Origin of the sequence: Bradyrhizobium sp. LVM 105, assembly GCF_003957705.1 — a bacterium.
GTDB lineage: Bacteria > Pseudomonadota > Alphaproteobacteria > Rhizobiales > Xanthobacteraceae > Bradyrhizobium > Bradyrhizobium frederickii.
The window spans coordinates 279,653-298,954 of sequence record NZ_QZMV01000005.1 but is presented as its reverse complement, the minus strand read 5'-3'; the positions used below and the strand labels follow the sequence as shown (position 1 = coordinate 298,954).

At 64.1% G+C, this 19,302-nt stretch carries 17 protein-coding genes and 1 tRNA gene; 10 read left to right on the top strand and 8 right to left on the bottom strand.

The window, feature by feature from the left end:
- Positions 1-121: 121 nt before the first annotated feature.
- From D6B98_RS16800 to D6B98_RS16790, 3 genes are read left to right on the top strand one after another with little or no spacing between them, the layout of a single operon-like run.
- On the top strand, positions 122-1,339 hold the full coding sequence (locus tag D6B98_RS16800; RefSeq protein WP_126258078.1) for a class I SAM-dependent methyltransferase: 1,218 nt from the start codon (positions 122-124) through the stop codon (positions 1,337-1,339).
- Complete coding sequence (locus D6B98_RS16795; protein ID WP_126258077.1) at positions 1,332-2,525, top strand: class I SAM-dependent methyltransferase; 1,194 nt, start codon at positions 1,332-1,334, stop codon at positions 2,523-2,525. Before D6B98_RS16800 ends, D6B98_RS16795 begins: the two co-directional genes overlap by 8 nt.
- Positions 2,526-2,538: 13 nt before the next feature.
- Positions 2,539-3,579, top strand: coding sequence for a Gfo/Idh/MocA family protein (locus D6B98_RS16790; protein WP_126258307.1), 1,041 nt, complete (start codon positions 2,539-2,541; stop codon positions 3,577-3,579).
- Here the strand turns inward: D6B98_RS16790 and D6B98_RS16785 are convergent.
- Positions 3,563-5,224, bottom strand: a complete 1,662-nt coding sequence (locus D6B98_RS16785) for a hypothetical protein (RefSeq protein WP_126258076.1) — start codon at positions 5,222-5,224, stop codon at positions 3,563-3,565. The two genes, D6B98_RS16790 and D6B98_RS16785, sit on opposite strands and share 17 nt — an antisense overlap.
- Positions 5,225-5,392: 168 nt before the next feature.
- On the opposite strand from D6B98_RS16785, the gene D6B98_RS16780 reads away from it, so the two are divergent.
- From D6B98_RS16780 to D6B98_RS16770, 3 genes are all read left to right on the top strand, one after another.
- Positions 5,393-5,893 (top strand): hypothetical protein, encoded by a 501-nt coding sequence (locus D6B98_RS16780; protein WP_245481405.1) that lies wholly within the window; start codon positions 5,393-5,395, stop codon positions 5,891-5,893.
- Between the two features lie 8 nt (positions 5,894-5,901).
- On the top strand, positions 5,902-6,408 hold the full coding sequence (locus D6B98_RS16775; protein ID WP_126258074.1) for a hypothetical protein: 507 nt from the start codon (positions 5,902-5,904) through the stop codon (positions 6,406-6,408).
- Between the two features lie 139 nt (positions 6,409-6,547).
- Positions 6,548-7,309, top strand: coding sequence for a glycosyltransferase family 2 protein (locus tag D6B98_RS16770; protein WP_126258073.1), 762 nt, complete (start codon positions 6,548-6,550; stop codon positions 7,307-7,309).
- 666 nt (positions 7,310-7,975) lie between these two features.
- Here D6B98_RS16770 and D6B98_RS16765 read toward each other — a convergent pair.
- Positions 7,976-8,051 (bottom strand) — tRNA-Trp (locus D6B98_RS16765).
- Positions 8,052-8,201: 150 nt separating this feature from the next.
- On the opposite strand from D6B98_RS16765, the gene D6B98_RS16760 reads away from it, so the two are divergent.
- Positions 8,202-9,437 (top strand): serine hydrolase domain-containing protein, encoded by a 1,236-nt coding sequence (locus tag D6B98_RS16760; RefSeq protein WP_126258072.1) that lies wholly within the window; start codon positions 8,202-8,204, stop codon positions 9,435-9,437.
- A gap of 189 nt (positions 9,438-9,626) precedes the next feature.
- On the opposite strand, the gene D6B98_RS16755 is transcribed toward D6B98_RS16760, so the two are convergent.
- Both D6B98_RS16755 and D6B98_RS16750 read right to left on the bottom strand, forming a co-directional pair.
- Positions 9,627-10,394, bottom strand: a complete 768-nt coding sequence (locus D6B98_RS16755; protein WP_126258071.1) for an SDR family NAD(P)-dependent oxidoreductase — start codon at positions 10,392-10,394, stop codon at positions 9,627-9,629.
- A gap of 120 nt (positions 10,395-10,514) precedes the next feature.
- Entirely contained in the window at positions 10,515-11,213 is a 699-nt protein-coding gene (locus D6B98_RS16750; RefSeq protein WP_164718669.1) for a histidine phosphatase family protein, read from the bottom strand.
- Between the two features lie 132 nt (positions 11,214-11,345).
- Here D6B98_RS16750 and D6B98_RS16745 point away from each other — a divergent pair, with 132 nt between their 5' ends.
- Both D6B98_RS16745 and argE read left to right on the top strand, forming a co-directional pair.
- Positions 11,346-12,131 (top strand): SDR family NAD(P)-dependent oxidoreductase, encoded by a 786-nt coding sequence (locus D6B98_RS16745; RefSeq protein WP_126258070.1) that lies wholly within the window; start codon positions 11,346-11,348, stop codon positions 12,129-12,131.
- A gap of 1,112 nt (positions 12,132-13,243) precedes the next feature.
- Positions 13,244-14,422, top strand: a complete 1,179-nt coding sequence (gene argE, locus D6B98_RS16730; protein ID WP_126258068.1) for an acetylornithine deacetylase — start codon at positions 13,244-13,246, stop codon at positions 14,420-14,422.
- A 150-nt stretch (positions 14,423-14,572) separates the two neighbouring features.
- On the opposite strand, the gene D6B98_RS16725 is transcribed toward argE, so the two are convergent.
- The 3 genes from D6B98_RS16725 to D6B98_RS16715 form a co-directional block, all read right to left on the bottom strand.
- Positions 14,573-15,199 carry a LysE family translocator gene (locus D6B98_RS16725; RefSeq protein WP_126258067.1) on the bottom strand — a complete coding sequence of 209 codons (627 nt, stop codon included), beginning with the start codon at positions 15,197-15,199 and terminating at the stop codon, positions 14,573-14,575.
- 63 nt (positions 15,200-15,262) lie between these two features.
- A complete protein-coding gene (locus D6B98_RS16720) occupies positions 15,263-16,321 on the bottom strand; it encodes a phosphotransferase family protein (RefSeq protein WP_126258066.1) in 1,059 nt (352 codons plus the stop codon).
- Positions 16,322-16,481: 160 nt separating this feature from the next.
- Entirely contained in the window at positions 16,482-17,717 is a 1,236-nt protein-coding gene (locus tag D6B98_RS16715; protein WP_126258065.1) for an acyl-CoA dehydrogenase family protein, read from the bottom strand.
- A gap of 334 nt (positions 17,718-18,051) precedes the next feature.
- On the opposite strand from D6B98_RS16715, the gene D6B98_RS16710 reads away from it, so the two are divergent.
- Complete coding sequence (locus D6B98_RS16710) at positions 18,052-18,714, top strand: TetR/AcrR family transcriptional regulator (RefSeq protein WP_126258064.1); 663 nt, start codon at positions 18,052-18,054, stop codon at positions 18,712-18,714.
- A 188-nt stretch (positions 18,715-18,902) separates the two neighbouring features.
- On the opposite strand, the gene D6B98_RS16705 is transcribed toward D6B98_RS16710, so the two are convergent.
- Entirely contained in the window at positions 18,903-19,295 is a 393-nt protein-coding gene (locus D6B98_RS16705; protein ID WP_164718668.1) for a RidA family protein, read from the bottom strand.
- Between the last annotated feature and the right edge of the window lie 7 nt (positions 19,296-19,302).

Genomic DNA, 19,302 nt, shown 5'->3' with positions numbered 1-19,302 from the left:
CGCAGGGACAAGACAACTTAGGAATTGTGGCGCAGGCTGAGCCACTATATAGCCTTCAGCCAGTTCGGAGTTTCACCCGGGGGCTGTGCCTCCAATGTTGTTCCTGCAAAGAGCCTGACCAGTGACCGACCATTGCCGCCTTTGCCATTCGACCAACCTGCGTCCGGTCATTGACCTCGGATTGATGCCGATTGCGCACCGACTTCGGCATAGCCGAAACGAGCAAGAGGAACGCTATCCGTTCGAAGTGCTGGCCTGCGGCGATTGCGGCCTGCCACAGATCGTCAAGCCGATCGATCCGGAAATTCTGTATCGCCAGTTCAACTACAATTTCAGCAGCTGGAAACCGGAGCCGCATCAGGCGGACGAGCTCGACACCATCGCGAAATTCTCCAAGCATCAATCCGTGTTCGAGATCGGATGCAACGACGGCCTGTTCATGGACAAGCTGCGCGAACGCGGTGCGAAGACCTTGGTGGGCGTGGAGCCCAACCCGGTGTCGGGCAAGATCGCCCGCGAGCGCGGCATCAAGGTCTATGCCGACATGATCAGCCCGGCGTTGTGTCACGATGCGGTCGCGAGTGCCGGCAAGTTCGACCTCGTGGTCTCGCGCCAGGTGCTGGAGCACATCGTCGATTTCGAGAACTTCTTCGACTGCGTCAAGATCGCGCTCAGCGACGACGGCCTGCTGTTCATCGACGTACCTGATTTTGCTCCGGGCTCGGCGGTGGGAGACCTCTCGGTCCTCTGGGAGGAGCACGTCAGTTATTTCACCGAGCCGACCTTGCTCGCGCTGCTGGCGCGCCACGGCTTCGAGGCGGTGTCCGTGAAGAAATACAATTTCAGCGGCGGCAGCCTTGCGATCGCCGCCCGCCGTGCCAAGGGCGACGTGGCGTCGCCGCCCGCGCCGTCCGGCGTCGGCGAGAAATTCGGTCAGCGCGCGAGAGAGTATGGCGCGCGTCTCCGCCCGATTTTGGCGAAGGCCCGCGCCAACGGCGCGGAGATCGCCATCTACGGCGCCGGCTGCCGCGCCTGCACCTTCACCAACGCCCACGAGCTGGCCGATCTCGTCGATCTCTCCGTCGACGACCAGAAGGAGCGCCAGGGACTGTTCCTGCCCGGTACCGGCATTCCGATCCGTTCGCCCGAGGATCTCGCAGGCAAGTCTGGGCCACTCGTCTGTCTTCTCGCCGTGAACGAGGAGAACGAGGCCAAGGTCAGCAGCCGGCTGCGCGAGAACGTGAAGCGACCGTTGCAGATCGTTTCGATCTTCGCGCCCTCGGACATCTGGAGCGAGCTCGACCGTCTCGAGGCGGCCGCAAGGTCGCGGCATGGCTGACGACAAGCTCTTCAACTATTACGAACGTCAGGACGTCCTGCCGACGTTCGGGAACTTCAAATCGTCGAGCGAGCTCGAGGCCTATGCCGCCCAGCGGCGCGAGCTGTTTTCGGACAAGCTGGTGCTGCCGCCGCGACTGTTTTGCGATGCCGAGGTGCTCGAATTCGGTCCTGATTCCGGCGAGAACGCTCTGGTGTTCGCGGGCTGGGGCGCGAACATGACACTCGCCGAACCGAACCGGCTGGCGCACCCGAAGATCGAGGCCTATTTCGCGCGTTTCGGTCTGACCGGACGTCTTCGCGAACTCGCGCTGGCCGACGTCGAGGGCTTTAGCAGCGACCGCCGTTTCGACATCATCGATGCCGAGGGCTTCATCTACACCGTGCAGCCGAGCGAAAAATGGCTCGCAATCTTCCACCGCCTGCTCAACCCGGACGGTTACGCCGTCGTTTCCTATTACGAGCGCTATGGCGGCTTCTTCGAGCTCGCGCTCAAGGCGATGCATGCGGCCGGCAAGGCATTGACCGGCCGTCCTGCGCTTGAGACGGCGAAGATGCTGTTCGAGACGAAGTGGAACAGCATTCCGCACACCCGCAGCTTCGAATCCTGGCTGATGGACGTGCTGGAGAATCCGTTCGTCAGGCATCGCTACTTCCTCGACGCGACCGCATTGTGCACGGCTGCGCACGACAGGGGATTCGACGTCCATTCGGCATGGCCGGCCTACCGCGACAGCCTCGACATCTACTGGCACAAGAAGGTGCTGCCCGGTGACGAGAAGCTGCGTCGCGCCGCGCGCCATCTCGATCGCAGCCGCCTGAGCTTCCTCGGCGGGGGAAAGCTCTATCTGGTCGGCAAGGCCGATGCCGTGCAGGCGATTTCCGCGTCGATCGAGGCGCTGGTTCGCGACGTCGATGCGATGATCGACGATCCCTTCGGCGAGAGCCTGCCGCGCGTCGTCGCGGGCCTTGCATCCTTGCGCGAGACGATCGGCACGACGGACGTTCTCGCCGACGACGCGGCCGACATCGAAGCCATCGCGGCTACGCTCGACAGCTTCCACCGCATCTTTGCTGCAATCGGGCGGCGGGACGCGTCTACCGTCGCCGCCCTCACCCGGTCGGATGCAGCATTCATCAGCGCCTGGGGACAGCCGGCGCATTTCCTCGTCATCCGGAAGCGCTAAGGGAGCGCAGCCATTGAGGCCAGGCATTGGCATCATCGGAACGGGCATGGTCGGCCAGATGTGCCACCTCGCCAATTTCGTCGCCAATCCCGCCTGTCGCGTCGTCGCGATCGCAGACCTCCGGCCGGATCTGGCGGCTGCGGCCGCGCATAAATTCGGCATCTCGCGAATTTACGGCTCGCACCGGGAGCTGCTCGCGGACAGCGCGGTATCCGCCGTCGTGGTGGTGACCAAGCGCCGGGCCACTGGTCCGATCGTGCTGGACGCGCTCAACAGCGGCCGGCACGTGCTCTCTGAGAAGCCGATGGCTTACACGACCGCCCAAGCCATGTCGCTGGCCGAAGCCGCACGGCAGCATAACCTTGTCTACAGCATCGGCTACATGAAGCGTCACGACGCCGGCGTGGCACGGGCGCTTGAGGTGCTGACGCGCTTGCATCATGACGGCTCACTCGGACGCATCGTCCGGGCAAAGGGCTGGTGCTTCGGCGGCGACACGGGGCGGTCGCAGGACAATTTCGTGATGACCGGCGAAGCACGCCCGGACGGGCTCGAACTCTGGCAGGATGGTCCGGACTGGATGCCGCGCGCGATGCGCCCCGGCTACGACAATTTTCTGAACGTCTTCAGCCACATCATAAACCTGTCGCGCTATTTGCTCGGATCGTCGCCCGCGGTCGCCGAAAGCGCGATCGAAGCTTCAGGGGCCGGGCGCATCACCCTCGATTTTGACGGCATCGCCTGCACGCTTGATCTCGTGAGCGGGTCAGACGGAGCCTGGCGCGAAGGACTGACCATCGACTTCGAGCGCGGCGCGGTGACCCTGGAGCTGCCCCCACCCTTTGCAGCAGAAGAGGCGGAGGTGGTTGTCGACAGCAATGGTCAACGCACGCGGCTGGCCGGTGATGCGAGCTGGGCATTTCGGCGTCAGGCCGACGCCTTCGTTTCCGATGTCGCCACGCATGGTACACCGCTGGCCTCCGGCGCGGATTCGGTGACCGACATCGCGCTTGCAGAGACAGTCTGGAAGCGGTGGGCTAGCGGCCTGGCTTGACACTCTCGCTTGCGCGGTCGAGCGGAATGATGCCGGCAATCGGGCCCACCTCGATCGTGACCCGCGCAATTTGAGCCAGAAGCTCTGCAACATCACAGCGCGCCAGCAAGCGGCAAGTGTAGTACTTTCGCACCAACGTCCGATCCGACGCAGTCCCAGAGGCCGCCAGCAACAAGATCGTCGCCTGCGGCCCCGACGGATCGAAGTGACGGAATGCAGTTCCCGGAGCGACCCGCTTCTCGGCCATTTCGTAGAGAATATCGGGCCGCTCGGCACGCAAGGCAAACCCGAAGAAGGGCTGATTGCCCCACGCGAGGCGAAGCATGCCCGTGACCTCGGCGAGGCCGAACGGCACGTCTCGCGAAGGATGGCCGAAAAAGTGATCGTCGAGCGCGTAGACCGTGGCCGCGGGCTGCACCCGGTTGGCAAGGCTGCTCGTCAGAGCCTCCTGCTTCAGCGTTCTCGCCTGCATGAAGGCGTAGTCGTTCCACAACATGCCGATCCACAGCATCGCTCCCGATCCGAACAGAAACGCGAAGGCAACGCCAGAGCCGATCCGATGGTCTGCCAGACGCTTGAGCGCGAGCAGCGTCAGCGCCGCCGGAACACCGAACAGCAACAGGTGACGGCTCTCGTAAAAATGCGCGGAAGAGGGTCGCAGGCCAGCGATCAGATAGGGTGACGACAAGGCGAGGAACAGAACCACGGCGAGCGCGAGCGGCAAGGCGATCGCGCGTCTTGATGCAGGCGGCTCCTTGCCGGGACGCAGCAGCAACACAGTGACGGCGACGAGGACAGCAGCGATGGCGAAGGGGGCCGGACTCTGGGACGCTGCCCGAATGGCGTGGATCACGACGTCCCTGTAGCCGGCGTCGAAGAACGCCCGCCATCCATTCGCCATTTCGCCGAGCGTGGGGAGATGGGCGCCATAGTGTTGCGCGTAGAGACCAATCCGTTTGAACCAGATACTGAGCGCGGCCGCATACACCAGAGGAAGCACGATCAATTCCGGATAGCCCAGCGCGCAACGCCAGGCTGCGTGCCAGGTGCGGCGAAGGAAGCCCTCTCCGACGTTTCCGCTCTGCCATGTCGCAACGAACAGCCCAAGCATGACGAAGGCATAGAGCACGACCGTCGAGTTGAGCGCGAAGCTGAGAAGGAACACGAACGCACAAGCGACGCGAAGCGACACAAGCCGCCAGCCTCGGGCGCTGAAAGCGAGGACCAACAACCAAGCGCCAACGAACAACAGCCCAAAGCTGAAAACGTAGACGGCGTTGGCCTTGCCCGCCCAAAGCTGATAGCCGGGATAGGTCCAGACGATCATCGCGACGCCGACCGCTTCGGCGCGATCGAGCAAACCGAGCCTCGTCGCCGTCAGCACCAGACAGACCGCGCCGAAGACGATTCCAGCAAGCGCCAGCGATACCATCACGGCCACTGGTGCGCCCGTCCAGTTCGCCAGCACGTCGTAACTGTAAAAGATCGGATGACCGGCGCCATTCAGCAGGAAGCCGATGTCAATGAAATAGTCCGCACGCGGCTTGAGCACCAGCCAGTCGTCCATGAAGAGGCCGTCGTTCATGAGCATTGGCGCATGTGCAGCCAGCAACACGATGAGGAGGACGACTATCGCACGCAGCAATTGGGGAGCATCTCGAATAAGGGGACGGCGCCGGCAAGGCTTCGCACGCCCACAAGACGTCCGCAAGTCCGGGGGCGCCGGGGCTCTCTTGACCGGAAAAATGCGACCTCCTATAGACTTCCGCTCTGGCTGGGCCTGAGAGCGTCCGGGGCGATTTACGCAATGAACATGCTACCGGGCCCGGCGCAGGCCGCTGCGATTGGTCTCAGCATCGCCTTTCCACTGCTGTTGCTGTGTTACGCGCGCATCGCCGCCACCGGCGGATCCGGCCGCCGCTTCCGGCTGGCCTGCGTCAGCGTCGTCGTGCTTTTCGCGATCGCCTGTATCGCGCTTCCTGGTCAACGCGACGTTGGCGACGTGATTGGCGGTCTCCTGCTGTTGGGGACGGCGATGATGTTTTGCTACATCCTGTTCAGTCTGCTCGCTTGGGGCTTTACGGTCACGCTGCTCACGGCGCTGGTCAAGTCCGGACGTCCCCTCACTTTGGAGCAATGGGCCGAGGCGTACATGCAGGGCGGCGACCTCGGCACCTTCGCGCACAACCGCCTGAAACTCCTGATCAGCTCAAGGCTGGTGGTGACGGCGGACGGCCGGCTGGCCCCGACGGCCAAGGGGGTAGCGGTCGCGCATTTCGTCAAGCTTGTTCGTCTGTCGACGGGTCTTGGGTGAGCGGCACAATGTCCTTCGCTGTCGGATTCGTCGCCGTCGTCGTCTTCGCCCTGCTGGCGCCTGCCTTGCAGCTCATGGCCCGCGCTCGCGCATGGGCGCTCGGACCCGTGATCTTGCTCGCGATCGCCGCGGTCGTCTCGCATGGTCTCGGCGTGATGCTAGGAATTTTCGCCATCCCGCAATTTCAATATTGGAACGCCGCGTCGATTTTCGGATTTTGCGTCCTGGCTTACGTTTTCGCCTTTGGCGCGGTGTATAAATCGGTTTCCCTGGACATCCTGCGCGGCCTCGTCGACCGGCCCGGTCGCAGGGCCCCGGTTTCGGACATTGCCGAAAGGCAGGTTCCGGATCTCTTCCGGGGACGAATTGGGAACCTGGTCGATGGCGGCCTGGTCGAACCGGTCGATTCGCACTTCAGGGCGACGGCGGCGGGCCGGAATATGGCAGGCCGCATCGGACGGCTGCGCCGGGCCTTCGGCATTGGCGATACCGGCCTCTATGATTTTTCCGACTAGTTGCGCGAAACACACACATCCCGGCTTTCGTGTCCGGTTGTGTGGACCATGTCCGGGCCACATTGTTCGTCCGGCTCAGATGACCTAGAGTTGCCCCGGGGTTCTACCAGTCAAGGGTAGCCGGCAACGGCGGCATAAGATGACACCTTCCAGGGCGGCAAAGCGGCTTACGATCGTCATCCCTGCTCTGAACGAGCAGGACAAGATCGCCGACACCATTGGCGGCGTGCTGCCGCTCGCCTGCGAGCTGCTCGACGACTTCGAAATCTTCCTGATCGACGACGGCAGCACGGACGCCACCGGCGCGATCATGGACGAGTTCGCGGCCGGCGATCCGCGCATCATCGTGCAACATAACGTCGAACGGCGGGGCGTCGGTGCCGGCTTCGAATACGCCCTGTCGCGTGCGAAGTTCGACGCCATCACGCTCATTCCCGGCGATCACGCCTTCCAGAACGAAGGTATTGCCCGGATGTTCAAGGCCGCGGGCGCCGCTGACCTCGTCATCACCTATCGCGACAATCAGTCGGACCGTTCGGTCAACCGCTCGCTGCAGTCGCATTCGCTGCGGTTCATCCTGAACTGCCTGTTCGGCTTCTGGCTGTCCGACTACCACAGCATGATCGTCTATCCCGTGAAATGGCTGCGCCAGATCGCGGTGAAGACCGACGGCTACGGTTATCAGATCTGCGCGTTGATCTCGCTGCTCCAGCTCGGCCTCAGCTACGTGCAGGTACCCGTGAGCCTGAACGCGGAATTGAAGGGATCGTCCCGCGCGCTGCGGCTGCACACCTATTTCGAGCTCGTCGGCACCATCGTCTCGCTGCTGCGCCGCGTTCCCATCCGGGACGTCGATCTCAGCCAGGTTCCCCGCGACGCAGGGCGAATCCCGGCCCGCTAGGCGACGCCTCGCCCGCGTGCTCCTCGCCTGAACGGCAGGTGAATGTTCCGTTCAACGGCCGTTGCGCGTGAGGGCGCTATAAGCTCCCCTGTCGGAACTCGCTTCCTGGCCCTTCGTTACAGGATCGATCAAAGAGGGAGAGAAACTGTGCTTATTCAAGCCGTGGTGCTGGCGCTGAGTGCCCTTGGGCCAGTATCGGCCGCGCCTGCTCAGGAGCCTCTGGTTCAACAGGTCCAGTTCCCGGGAAGAAACGGCTGGTGTCCGCGTGGCTATGACTTCAACTATTCGAACGGCTACTGCTATCCCAACGAGTATCACGCCCCCGGCCTCTATGTGAGGCCGGTGCCGCAATATCGTCCCCCACACGGTTATTACCGGCCTCACCGACACGGGTACCCGCCAGGCTATTACGACCGCTACTAGGGGCGTGCGTCCGCATAGAAAGGCCCGCCAGAGCCGGCGGGCCTCGTGACACCAGCCACCCTGCTCCTGGACAAAGGTGCACGCGGATCCGGCGGTGCCGATCAGGGACTACGCAAACGCAAGCAGGCGGCGGGCACATCGGGCGCGGCCGTCATCGACAACCTCTGCCGGAATTTTGGGATCGTGCCCGTTTGGGCCCGGCTCCAGTTCGAGACAAAGAGCCGCTTAAGCCATTGAATTATCTGGCAGGAGTGGCAGGGCTCGAACCTGCGACCCCCGGTTTTGGAGACCGGTGCTCTACCAATTGAGCTACACTCCTACAGACCCTGCGTCGCCTTAGGATCAGGCGCGCTTTCAAGCACAGAGAGCGGCCGGATTGCAAGGGTGAACCGCGCCGGCTTCGCTTGTTTGTGCCGGGGCTTCTGGGCCACAGTCCATTGCCGATAATCAAGAACAACCGGGAGTGCCCATGACCGCCACAGCGACCGCTCCAGCCGCCTCACAGGCCGCCATCGCGCCGTTGACCCCGCCCTTGCCGGAGGCGCGCCCGGAGACCCTCGGGCTGTCGCGTCCCCGCCTCCAGGCCATGTCGGACGCCTTCAAGCGCGAGATCGACAAGGGAACCGTTCCCGGCGTCACCGTGCTGGTGGCAAGAGGTGGCCAGGTCGGCTGGTTCGAGGCGCTCGGCAAGCAGAGCCCGGTGGCCGCCGCGCCGATGGCACGTGATTCGATCTTCCGAATCTTCTCGATGACCAAGCCGATCGTGTCGGTCGCCGTCATGGCACTGGTCGAGGACGGCCGCCTCCTGCTCAGCGATTCCATCGCCAAATTCATCCCGGAATTCGCGAGCCAGCAAGTCGGCATCGTCAAGGACGGCAAGCTGGAGCTGGTCCCTCCGACGCGGCCGATGACCGTGCAGGACCTGCTCCGCCACACCTCGGGCCTCACCTACGAGCACCAGGGCGACGGCCCCGTGCACAAGCTCTATCAGGAGTCCCGCGTCCGCAGCCGCAAGATCAGCAACGCCGAGCATGCCGCGCTGGTGGCGAGCTTCCCGCTGGTCTGCCAGCCCGGCGCGGAGTTCAACTACAGCCGCTCCACCGACATCCTCGGCCGCATCATCGAGGTCGTCAGCGGCAAGTCGCTCGGCGCCTTCCTCACCGAGCGCGTGCTCGCCCCGCTCCAGATGGCCGAGACCGGATTCTCGACCTCCGAGGCCAATGCGGGCAGGCTCGCCGAGCCGTTCGCGGCCGATCCCTGGACCGGCGACAAGGTCGCGCTGTTCAACATGCTCGAGCAGCCGGTGATGGAATCCGGCGGCGGCGGCCTGGTCTCGACCACGATGGACTATGCCCGCTTCTGCCTGATGCTGCGCAATGGTGGCACGCTTGACGGCAACAGGATCATCGGCCGCAAGACGCTGGAGCTGATGGCGTCCGATCATCTTGGGCCGCACGTTCAGATCAACGGCACCCTGCTTGCTCCCGGCCACGGTTTCGGTCTCGGCTTCGCCGTGCGCCGCGAGTCCGGCATCGCGCCGTTCCCCGGCAGCGTCGGCCAGTATTTCTGGAGCGGCATCGCCGGCACGTTCTTCTGGATCGATCCGAAGGAGGATCTGTTCGCGGTGTTCATGAGCCAGGGGCCCGGACAGCGCGACTACACGCGGACCCTGGTGCGGGATCTGGTTTACGCCGCGGTGGAGTAGCGACTCGAACCTTCACCGAACGATCGAGCGGCATATGCGGTGCACCCTCTCCCGCTTGCGGGAGAGGGTGGCGCGAAGCGCCGGGAGAGGGCTTTCTCCTCATTGGGAATCCCACCGCGGAGACACCCTCTCCCCTACCCTCTCCCGCAAGCGGGAGAGGGAGCGCACCGCGTCCGGGAAACGAGACCGTCAGCTGATCGTCGCGCCGCCGTCGATCACCATGGTCTGGCCGGTCATGAAGTCGCCGGCCTTGGAGCCCAGGAACACAGCCGCGCCCGCGATCTCGTCGGGAATGCCGATGCGCAAGAGCGGCGAGCGCGAGGTCGAGGCCTTCAGGTTCTCCGGATTGTCCCACAGCGCTTTCGCAAAGTCGGTCTTGATCAGGCCGGGCGCGATGCAGTTCACGCGGATATTGTGCTTGCCGTATTCGCAGGCGAGGTTGCGCGCGAGCTGCATGTCGGCGGCCTTGGAGATTGCGTAGGCGCCGAGGATGGTCGAGCCCTTGAGGCCACCGATCGAGGAGACGATGATGATGGAGCCGTCCTTGCGCTCGATCATCTGCGGCACCACCATCGAGATCAGCCAGTTGTTGGCGACGATGTTGTTGTCGAGGATCTTCCTGAACTGATCGTCGGAGATGCCGGCGAGCGGCCCGTAATACGGGTTCGAGGCGGCGTTGCACACCAGCACGTCGATCTTGCCGAAGGCACGGTTGCTCTCGTCGACGAGGTTCTGCAGATTCTCCTTCGACGAGATGTTGGCGGCGACCGCGACGGCGGTGCCCTTGCCGAACTTGTCGTTGATCCCCTTGGCGATCTGCTCGCAGACGTCGGCCTTGCGCGAGGAGATCACCACCTTGGCGCCGTGCTCGGCCATGCGCTCGGCGATCGCAAGCCCGATGCCGCGCGTCGATCCCGTGATGACGGCGACTTTCCCCTTCATGTCGAACAAGGTCATGTGTCTCTCCCTGATTGATCTTGGTATTGAATGTCATTCCGGAGCGGTCCGCAGGACCGAATCCGGAATCTCGAGATTCCGGGTTCAATGCGTTGCATCGCCCCGGAATGACAGCTTAACTCAGGCAAGCTTCTTGACTTCCGGCCCCGCCGGCTGGTGCATCGCTGCGTGCGCAGCATCCGCAATCCACGGCTGCTGGTTCACCATCGGCAGCCGCCAGACGGTGCGCTCGGGACTCGCAAAATAGTCCAGCCGCGTCACAGAGCAATTGTCGATGTCGAACGACAGCCCGCGCTCCGGCTGGCCGTCGAGCGCGAGACCCAGCGCCGCCTTGATCGTGCCGCCATGCGCGACCGCGATGATGTCCTGCCCGGCCGCCTCTTTGTTGATCCGCTCAATGGTGCGGCGCGTGCGGTTGTAGAGGTCCATGAAGCTTTCGCCGCCGGGCGCGGGCTCGTTGACGTCGGCGAACCAGCTGGTGCCGACGGGGCGGCTCGCGATGAACTGGGCCCGGTTCATGCCCTGCCAGCGGCCGAGATTCTGCTCCGCGAGATCCGCTTCCCACTTCATCGACGCAGGCCTTGGAAAGCCGGCGGCCCAAATCGCCTCGGCGGTCTGGTGGGTGCGCATCAGGTTGCTCGAATACCAGGCCGCCGTGCGTGGCAGCACCTTGGCAACAGCACTGAACACATAGGTATCGCTGGTGTCGCAGGCGATGTCGGACTGTCCGTAGATGTTGCCGCCGTCGCTACGCACCGGCGCGTGACGGACCCACCACCATCGCGTGACGACCACATTGGGCTTGTCTGCACCTGCCATCGAAACCCTTCCATCCCGTTTGATGTCGCTGTACGTCAGTAGCGAACCCGTCTCAAGACACTTTACCGTTTGAAATCTTGTTTGAAATTCCGTCGCACGGCAAGCGTCGCGCGCGAGCAAAGGGAGAAACGCATGGGCCGCCTGCAAGGCAAATCCGTCATCATCACCGGCGCCGGCAGCGGCATCGGCCGCGCCGCCGCGCTGCTGTTCACCAGGGAAGGCGCCAAGCTGATCGCGGTCGATCGCACCGAGGCGGTGAAGGAGACGGTCGAGGAGGTGAAGAAAGCCGGCGGCGTCGCGGAAGCCATGATCGCGGACGCGGGCTCGGAGACGGACGTCATCGCCGTGATCGACAAGGCGGTGACGACCCACGGCCGGCTCGACGTGATCTGGGCCAATGCCGGCATTTCCGGCGGACTCGTTCCGCTCGCCGAGCAGACCGTCGAACACTGGCAGGAGATCCTGCGCATCAATTTGATCGGGCCGTTCCTCGCGGTGAAGCATGCGATGCCGCATATGGTCAAGCAGCAGTCCGGCGCGATCGTGCTGACCGCATCCGTCGCCGGCCTCAAGGCCGGCGCCAGCGGGCATCCTTATGCGGCGAGCAAGGCCGGCGTGATCAGCCTGGTGCAGACCACGGCCTATTCGCTCACCGGCACCGGCGTGCGCATCAACGCGGTCTGCCCCGGCCTGATCGAGACGGGCATGACAAAGCCGATCTTCGACCGCGCCAAGGAACGCGGCACCCAGGACAAGATCGGCCAGCTCAATCCGCTCAAGCGCCCCGGCCAGCCGCACGAGCTCGCGGCGATGGGACTGTTCCTGGCAAGTGACGAGGCCTCGTATGTCAACGGCCAGGCATTCCCGGTCGACGGCGGCCTGACGGCATCGATGCCGTACACGGGCAAGCCGGTGTAGTGAGGACATCCCGTGTCCCGGACACGCTGCCGCGTTCTTACGCTGCTGCGCAGAGCCGGGACCCAGGGGCGGCGGCACTCGCTGCGACATGGCCCCCGGCTCTGCAGCGCATCGTCGAAGGGACGCTGCGCTGCGTCCGGGGCACGAGAGCGGAGTCCTCGCGCGCAACTGCATCAACGCCGTCATTGCGAGCGCAGCGAAGCAATCCAGAGTCTCTCCGCGGAAAGAGTCTGGATTGCTTCGTCGCTTCGCTCCTCGCAATGACGGAGTGTGGGGCGGTGGGCATCGCTCTTTCGATTCGCATCTCACCCGTAGACACATCTACTCGTTCTCGCGGCTCATCTCGCCCGAGCTTTGCTTGGTTGTCCCACCCTCATGAAAGAGGGCGCAGGGAAGGCCGGGAGCCGGTTGGCTCCCATGGACCGCCATGCCAAGAGCAGACTGCGTGTGCTTCATGCATAGCGGGAAACAGGGCAACCGGGGACATCCCGGCCTTCCCTGCGCAGTGGTTTGACGGCTTATGTCGTGCTCTCCCCGGGGAGCGTTGCCCTATTGCCCCCGTCGCCTTGCGGATGGCTGATGCGCGTGCCCGGTCGGGCCGCCACATCACCGCAACACTTGACGCCAGACCCCGGGCGTCAGGACCACACGATTTTGCCGTACGCCGATCGCACCGGTCGTGTGCGCGAGACGTTTCGCTCACGGCTCTCCGCCCTGCAAAACCCTTCGCGCCGATGCCATCGGCGTCCACCGCCGCCCGGCCCGCGTTCGTGACGATCGCGATACGCCCCTCTTCCTTGGGCCGGGTTGCGGCGACACATACGTCATTTCCGAATTTCGGTAAAGAAGAATATTTTTGGCGAGACCTCTTGACCGATGGTTTGGGTGTTTTGCCCGACGGGCAACGCAAGGTCTGGGAGCTCTTCCCTCGTCATTCCGGGGCGCGAACCCGGACCCCATTTCGCAGTGCCGATGCGGCCCGATGGATTCCGGGCTCGATGCTGCGCATCGCCCCGGAATGACGATTGCGATGGTGATTTGCCCCACCGGCCCCCACGTTGGTATGGTTCCTGCAGGCAAACTCAGCCTCCATCCCCTGACAGAACGAGACAATGCCGAGCTCAAGACCCGACCGTATTCGAAAACTCCTCGCCGACCTCGTGTCATTCGACACCGTCAGCGACCGCACCAACCTGCCCCTGATCGCCCATATCGAGAGCTACCTCGCCGGGTTCGGCATCACCGGCGAGCGCATCGTGGACGCGACCGGGCAAAAGGCCTCGCTGTGGGTCACGATCGGCCCCGAGGACCGTCCCGGCTTCGTGCTGTCGGGCCATACCGACGTCGTGCCCGTCGTGGGCCAGGACTGGAGCCATGATCCGTTCAAGCTGGTCGAGCGCGACGGCAGGCTCTACGGCCGCGGCACCACCGACATGAAGGGCTTTGTCGCGGTGTGCCTCGCCATGGTGCCGGAGATGGTGGAGGCCAGGCTTGCAACGCCGATTCATCTGGCGATCTCCTATGACGAGGAGATCGGCTGCGTCGGCGTGCGGCCGATGCTCGGCGAGGTCGCGAAGAAGAAGATCAAGCCGCTCGGCGCCTTCATCGGCGAGCCGACCGAGATGAAGGTGATCATCGGCCACAAGGGCAAGCACGGTGTGCGCGCGACCTTTCACGGGCTCGCCCGCCATTCCTCGATCGCCCCCGACGGCGTCAACGCGATCGAATATGCGGCCGAGCTGATCGTCGAGATCCGCCGCCGCGCCGAGAAGCTTGCGGCCGTGCGTGCGATGGACAGCCTCTACGACGTTCCGCATTCAACGCTGCTCACCAGCATCGTCCACGGCGGCGCCGCGCTCAACATCGTGCCGGACACTTGCACGGTCGATTTCGAATGCCGCGGCATCGGCATCACCGAGTCGCGCGAGGTGACGGATGCGATCGTCGCCTGGGCCAAGGCCGAGCTCGAGCCGGCGATGAAGGCACGGCATCCGGATTGCGGCATCGGTTTCGAGGAGATCCTCGACTATCCCGCGCTCGACACCGCTGCCGATGCGGCGATCGTCACGCTGGCCAAGAGCCTTGCCGGACGCAACGACCACGCCAAGGTCGCCTTCGGCACCGAAGCCAGCCTGTTCGCGAGCATGGCCGATATCGCCTCGGTGGTGATCGGCCCGGGATCAATCGCGCAGGCGCATACGCCGGACGAGTTCGTGGAGATGGCCGAGCTGGAGAAATGCGCAGGCTTCGTGGAGAGGCTGATCGCGCATTGTGTGAAGGCCGCGGCGTAGGTGCCGTAGGGTGGGCAAAGCGGCTTGTCCGACGTAGCTCGAAGAACGAAGGCGGAAGCGTGCCCACGTATCTTTGCGACCGAGAGAGCTGGTGGGCACGGCGCTACGCGCCTTTGCCCACCCTACTGGAGCGAGCGCGGGCGCGACGCCTCAGCGCTCCTGCAACGCCAGCCGGACGCCGACCGCGCAATAGATGGCCCCCACCACCTTGCCCTGCCATTTCACGACGGCCGGATGGCGGCGCAGGAGATTGCCGAGACGGCCGGCGCCGACGGCAAATACAACGGTGCTAAGTAAGCCGAGCAGCACGAAGACGACGCCGAGTATCGCTAGTTGAATGGTGACCGAACCGTGCTCCGGCCGGACGAACTGCGGCAGGAAGGCAAGAAAGAACAGCGCCGTCTTGGGATTGAGCACCTCGGTCAGCACGGCCTGCCGAAATGCGCGGCCTGCAGTGATCGCCGGCGTGCCGCCATTAAGGCCGATCGGCGCCTTATCGATCATGGCGCGAATGCCGAGGTAGATCAGGAAGCCCGCGCCCGCATATTTGACGATGCTGAATAGCAGCGCCGAAGTGGCGATGATGGCGGAAAGGCCGACGATCGCCATGCTGGTGTGGATCACGTCACCCACCGCGACCCCCGTACCCGTCGCGATGCCAACCCTGGTCCCAGAACTCGCTGCCCGCGCCATCGTGAGTAATGTGGCCGGCCCGGGAATAAAGACGAAGCCGAGGACGATCAGGATATAGGCGATCAACGTCGACAGATCGATCATGTGGTCGGCTCGTCATTCTGCGTCAAATAAAAGGCGCAGCCACCCGCCGCGCCTTCGTCATTTCTACACCGCGCCCGCCTTCTGCGCGTATTCCCATGAGGCCTTCGACAGCGGCACGGTGCGCTTGGCTGATTCCAGCGCCTTGGCGTTGGCGGCGGTGCCGTCGCGGACGCGGCCGGCGATGCCCTGGGTGATGCCGGCGAGACGGAACAGGTTGTAGGCGAAGTACCAGTTGAGATCGGGCACCGTCATCTTGGTGACGTTGCAATAGATCTGCGCGGCCTCTTCCACGCTCGGGATGTTGAGCGCCTTGAGGTCCGCGCCGTCGAGGCCCGGCATGATCCACTGCATCAGCAGATAGGTGAAGTCGGCCATGGGATCGCCGAGTGTCGACAGCTCCCAGTCCAGCACGGCTTGCACGCGCGGTTCCGTCGCGTGGAAAATCATGTTGTCGAGGCGATAGTCGCCGTGGACGATCGAGACGCGCGCCTGCTCGGGCACGGTCTTCGGCAGCCATTCGGCGACCTTCTCGAACTCGGCAATGTGCTGCGTCTCGGAGGCGCGATATTGCTTGGTCCAGCGGTCGATCTGGCGCGCAAAGTAGTTGCCGGGCTTGCCGAAGTCGCCGAGGCCGATCGCGGTGGGATCGAACATGTGGAGTTTCGCCAGCGTCTCGATCTTGCTGGTGAAGATCTTGCGACGGTCTTCCGGCGTCTGACTTGGCAGCGTCGGATCCCAGAACACACGGCCCTCCTCCATCGACATGATGTAGAAGGCGGCGCCGATGACGCCGTCGTCCTGGCACAGCGCATAGGCGCGCGCGACCGGAAAGCCCTGCTTGCCGAGCGCCGCGATCACCCTATATTCGCGATCGACCGCGTGCGCCGACGGCAGCAATTTGCCGAACGGCTTGCGGCGCATCACGTAGGAACGGTTCGGCGTGTTGAGGCGATAGGTCGGATTGGACTGGCCGCCCCTGAACTGCAGCACGACCAGCGGCCCCTCGAAGCCTTCGACGTGCTCGCGCATCCAGGCTTCCAGGCGCAGCTCGTCGAAACGATGCCGCTCCTCGACCGGCTTGGTGCCCGAAAATTCTTCGTCTTTCCTGACGCCGTCAGCCACGATGACGCTCCCTCTTTTTCTTGTCGGTCATTCCGGGGCGGTCCGAAGGACCAGACCCAGAATCTCGAGATTCTCAGGTGCGCAATTGCGCACCCTAGTTCTCGCTTCGCGAGCCCCGGAATGACGGTGGGGAGAGCGCGGTCAGCGCTCTCCGCCGTGCTTAGTGACTCGGAGAATTTGCATACTTCCGAACCTCGAGCCTGGCAATGGCGCGATTGTGCACCTCGTCCGGGCCGTCGGCGAGACGGAGCGTGCGGATGTGGGCGTAGTCCTTGGCAAGACCCGCCTCGTCCGAGACACCGGCGCCGCCGAATGCCTGGATCGCCTCGTCGATGATCTTCAGCGCCATGTTGGGCGCTGCGACCTTGATCATGGCGATCTCGGCCTGCGCGGTCTTGTTGCCGACCTTGTCCATCATGTCGGCGGCCTTGAGGCACAGCAGCCGTGTCATCTCGATGTTGGTGCGGGCTTCGCCGATGCGCTGCTCCCACACCGAGTGCTCGACGATCTTCTTGCCGAAGGCGGTGCGCGAGGACAGACGCTTCACCATCTTCTCCAGCGCCTCCTCGGCCTTGCCGATGGTGCGCATGCAATGATGGATACGGCCGGGACCGAGCCGGCCCTGCGCGATCTCGAAGCCGCGGCCTTCCCCTAACAGGATGTTCTCCTTCGGCACACGCACGTTCTCCAGCAGCACCTGGGCGTGGCCGTGCGGCGCGTCGTCGAAGCCGAACACCGGCAGCATCTTCTCGACCTTGATGCCGGGGGTGTCGAGCGGAACCAGGATCTGCGACTGCTGCTGATGCTTGGCCGCCTTGAAATCGGTCTTGCCCATCAGGATCGCGATCTTGCAGCGGGGATCGCCGACGCCGGACGACCACCATTTGCGGCCGTTGATGACGTAGTGGTCACCGTCGCGCTCGATGCGGGTTTCGATGTTGGTGGCATCGGACGAGGCGACCGCCGGTTCCGTCATCAGGAAGGCCGAGCGGATCTCGCCGTCCATCAGCGGGCGCAGCCATTTGCGCTTCTGCTCCTTGGTGCCGTAGCGGATGAACACTTCCATGTTGCCGGTGTCGGGCGCGGAACAGTTGAACACCTCCGAGGCCCAGCTGATGCGGCCCATCTCCTCCGAGAGCAGCGCGTATTCGAGATTGGTCAGTCCCGCGCCGCGGAATTCGTCGTCCTCATGCTCGGACGGCGGCATGAACATGTTCCAGAGACCTTCGGCCTTCGCCTTCTTCTTGAGGTCCTCCAGGATCGGGATCACCTTCCAGCGCTCGCCGCTGTGATCCTGCTGGTCGTAGATCGGCACCGCCGGGCGCACGTGCTTGGCCATGAAGGACCGCACGCGGTCGAGCCATTCCTTCTGCTTGGGGGACAGATCGAAATCCATGGGACGCTCCTCGTCTCTCTTTTTGCGAACTGTGCTTCGCGGGGCTGTTTTGCGCCGGACTGTCCTCCCGTTGCGTGCGGCCCGCAAGCGCGGGCTTGCGGACGCTTCGGAACACCCATCGCGTTGCGAACGAGTCCCGATTGCGGATTGACATCTCCGGCCTTCAAACGATAGTTTCATACAACTGTTTGAATTGCAACTCCCTCGACTGCTTTGCACCCCCAAGCGTCATTCCGGGGCGACGCGAAGCGTCGAACCCGGAATCCCGAGATCGTGGCGCGAGATTCCGGGTTCGCGACGGCGCCGCGCCCCGGAATGACGAGGTGTCCCAATAATGGCCAGCGATCATACGAGGTCCGCCATCCTGACCGCCGCCGAACGGCTCTATGCCGACCGCGGCTTTAGCGACGTGACGTTGCGCGACATCGTCGCGGAGGCGGGCGTCAACCTGGCGGCGGTGAACTATCATTTCGGCTCCAAGGACGAGCTGATCGCGGAATTGTTCGTCACCCGCTCGATCGCGACCAACCGCGAGCGCCTGCGCGAACTGAAGGCGGCGGAAGAGCAAGGCGGCGGCCGCGCGCCGATCGAGGTGATCCTGCGCGCGCTGGTCGGGCCGACCTTGCGCGGCTGCCTCGGGCCCGAGAACCAGCGCTCGACCGCGGCGCGCTTCATGATCCGCGCCTCGATCGAATCCGTGCCGCCGATCCGCCGCATCAAGAACCGCGAGATCGACCATTTGCGGAAATTCGCCGGCGCCATGCGCCGCGCCCTGCCCGAGCGCAGCGACGTCGATGTCTACTGGGGCCTCAACTTCGCGCTCGCGATGGCGCATCACACCATCCGCGAGAGCGAGCGGCTGACCAAACTGTCGGAAGGCAAATGCGATCTCGACGACGTCGAGGACGTGGTCGCGCGCGTGGTCAGCGTGGCGACGATGGCGCTGACGGCGGGAAAGGCGGAAACGAAGGCGCCGCCGCGGGTGGCGGCGCGGTAACCCATGAGCTCGGTAGAGCACGCGCCTCGTCCTTCGAGACGACCGCTTTGCGGTCTCCTCAGGATGAGGCTGAACCCGCATTTTTGCTCGCGGAACCTATCGCCGCGTACTCCAGCCTCATCCTGAGGAGCCCGCCCCAGCGGGCGTCTCGAAGGATGGCCGCAGCGACCATGGGGACTTTCAGCGCCTCACATCATCGCGATGCAGTCGATCTCGACGTCGAAGGGGCCGAACCATTCCGGGGTGCAGACGAAGATGCGCGCCGGCGGATCCTGCGGGAAATAGCGGGCGTAGACCGCGTTGAACGCGGCGAAGTGTCTGGTCGAGGTGCAGTAGACGTTGCACTTCATGACGTTGTCGAGCGAGGCGCCGGCCGTTTCCAGGCACAGCTTCATCTGCTCCATGACGCGCTCGCTCTGCCGCTCGATCGGGGCGGAGGCGATCTTGCCGGTCTTCGGGTCGAACGGCGGCAGGCCCGAGACGAAGATCATGTTGCCGGCGCGCGTCACCGGCGAGGTCGGCGCTTTCACGCGATCGAGAAAGGTCGAGATCGGCTCGACACGGAGCGCTTCGCGTTTCATGGGCGTC

Coding starts and splice junctions, on each gene's coding strand:
- D6B98_RS16755 (WP_126258071.1), bottom strand. CDS start 10,394: ATGACCTTGTTCGACATGAAGGGGAAAGTCGCCGTCATCACGGGATCG.
- D6B98_RS16715 (WP_126258065.1), bottom strand. CDS start 17,717: ATGGATTTCGATCTGTCCCCCAAGCAGAAGGAATGGCTCGACCGCGTG.
- D6B98_RS16795 (WP_126258077.1), top strand. CDS start 1,332: ATGGCTGACGACAAGCTCTTCAACTATTACGAACGTCAGGACGTCCTG.
- D6B98_RS16775 (WP_126258074.1), top strand. CDS start 5,902: ATGTCCTTCGCTGTCGGATTCGTCGCCGTCGTCGTCTTCGCCCTGCTG.
- D6B98_RS16725 (WP_126258067.1), bottom strand. CDS start 15,199: ATGATCGATCTGTCGACGTTGATCGCCTATATCCTGATCGTCCTCGGC.
- D6B98_RS16710 (WP_126258064.1), top strand. CDS start 18,052: ATGGCCAGCGATCATACGAGGTCCGCCATCCTGACCGCCGCCGAACGG.
- argE (WP_126258068.1), top strand. CDS start 13,244: ATGCCGAGCTCAAGACCCGACCGTATTCGAAAACTCCTCGCCGACCTC.
- D6B98_RS16780 (WP_245481405.1), top strand. CDS start 5,393: ATGCTACCGGGCCCGGCGCAGGCCGCTGCGATTGGTCTCAGCATCGCC.
- D6B98_RS16770 (WP_126258073.1), top strand. CDS start 6,548: ATGACACCTTCCAGGGCGGCAAAGCGGCTTACGATCGTCATCCCTGCT.
- D6B98_RS16745 (WP_126258070.1), top strand. CDS start 11,346: ATGGGCCGCCTGCAAGGCAAATCCGTCATCATCACCGGCGCCGGCAGC.
- D6B98_RS16760 (WP_126258072.1), top strand. CDS start 8,202: ATGACCGCCACAGCGACCGCTCCAGCCGCCTCACAGGCCGCCATCGCG.
- D6B98_RS16750 (WP_164718669.1), bottom strand. CDS start 11,213: ATGGCAGGTGCAGACAAGCCCAATGTGGTCGTCACGCGATGGTGGTGG.
- D6B98_RS16705 (WP_164718668.1), bottom strand. CDS start 19,295: ATGAAACGCGAAGCGCTCCGTGTCGAGCCGATCTCGACCTTTCTCGAT.